This is a genomic window from Allomesorhizobium camelthorni, from assembly GCF_011045125.1.
Lineage (GTDB): Bacteria > Pseudomonadota > Alphaproteobacteria > Rhizobiales > Rhizobiaceae > Allomesorhizobium > Allomesorhizobium camelthorni.
Genome location: NZ_JAAKZF010000266.1, coordinates 1 through 1,168 on the forward strand (window position 1 = coordinate 1; position 1,168 = coordinate 1,168).

The following is a 1,168-nucleotide window of genomic DNA, read 5'->3' on the forward strand; positions in this document are numbered from 1 at the left end:
GTCGTCGATTTCTTTGGTGACGGCAGACATGCGAACCAGCGCCGCCGGCTGTTTTATCTGGTGCTCGTTCTGATCGTCATCGCCGACTTTCTGGTCTCCCGCCAACACGCCGAATACCTGTGGGACCGTCTGCCTGGCTGGTCCGCCATCTACGGCTTCGGCTCCTGCGCGCTGCTGATTTTCGTTTCCAAGTTCCTCGGCCATCAGGGCGGCCTGATGCGGCGCGAGGACTATTATGACTGACTTCGTCCATCCCGCCCTCATCTTCATTGTCGGCGCCCTGCCGATCCCTTTCCTGAAAGGGTCAATCCGGAAGGCTTACCTGCTGCTGATCCCGGCGCTGGCGATCCTTGCCGTGCTCACGATGCAGCCGGGCAGCTACGGCGCGGCGCAGTTCATCGGGCAGGAAATCCTGATTGCGAAAGTCGACAAGCTGAGCATCGTCTTCGCCACAGTCTTCGCCATCATGGCGCTGATCGGCATGGTCTACGCGCTGCACCTGACACGTGCCGGCCAGCATGTGGCGGCGTTCATCTACGTCGGCAGCGCGCTCGGTGTGGTATTCGCTGGCGACTACCTGACCCTGTTCCTGTTCTGGGAAAGTATGGCGTTTGCCTCTGCCTATCTGGTCTTCGCCCAGCGCAGCGAGCAGGCGATCCGCGCCGGGATGCTTTATCAGTTCCAGAAGCTGATGCGGACGGTATTCCGGACCAACAACATCGACTGCACGTCGCGCTGGTCCACGCCCTTCGATACGCTCGGCCCGTTGCTGGCCGGCTTCTACAGCCGCGCGCCGCTGGAAGAGGTGATTGGCAACGAGTGCGTTCTGGTCGTCGGTGGCAATGTGACCGAGGAAAATCCGGTCACCGAGTATCTGTTGCGGGGCGGCGCGCGGCGGCGGCAGACCAGGTTGCTCATGCTCTCGGCGCGGCCATCCCGTCTGGATGCCGATGCCCGGGCCGTCGTTCGCGTTCGGCCGGGCGGTGAGGTGGCGAGCCTTGCCGCGGTAGTGGCCGGGCTGGTGGCGACGGCTGGTCAGGCCTCGCCGGGTGACGTTTTCGCTGACACGAGCGCGACAAGCGGTGGGCCGGAAGCGACCGCAGAAAACAACGGGCCGGACCGTCTGGTCGTCGCGCTGCTGGAAGGCCGCAGCGTCACCGTTCTTGTA

General features: G+C 63.6%; 1 protein-coding gene and 1 pseudogene. Both read left to right on the forward strand.

The window, feature by feature from the left end; genetic code table 11:
* A partial coding sequence (locus tag G6N73_RS35780; protein WP_165034560.1) for a hypothetical protein occupies positions 1-243 on the forward strand: 243 nt, incomplete at its 5' end.
* Positions 236-1,168: pseudogene (locus tag G6N73_RS37840) on the forward strand (hypothetical protein); the annotation flags it as partial. The gene G6N73_RS35780 and the pseudogene G6N73_RS37840, both read left to right, overlap by 8 nt.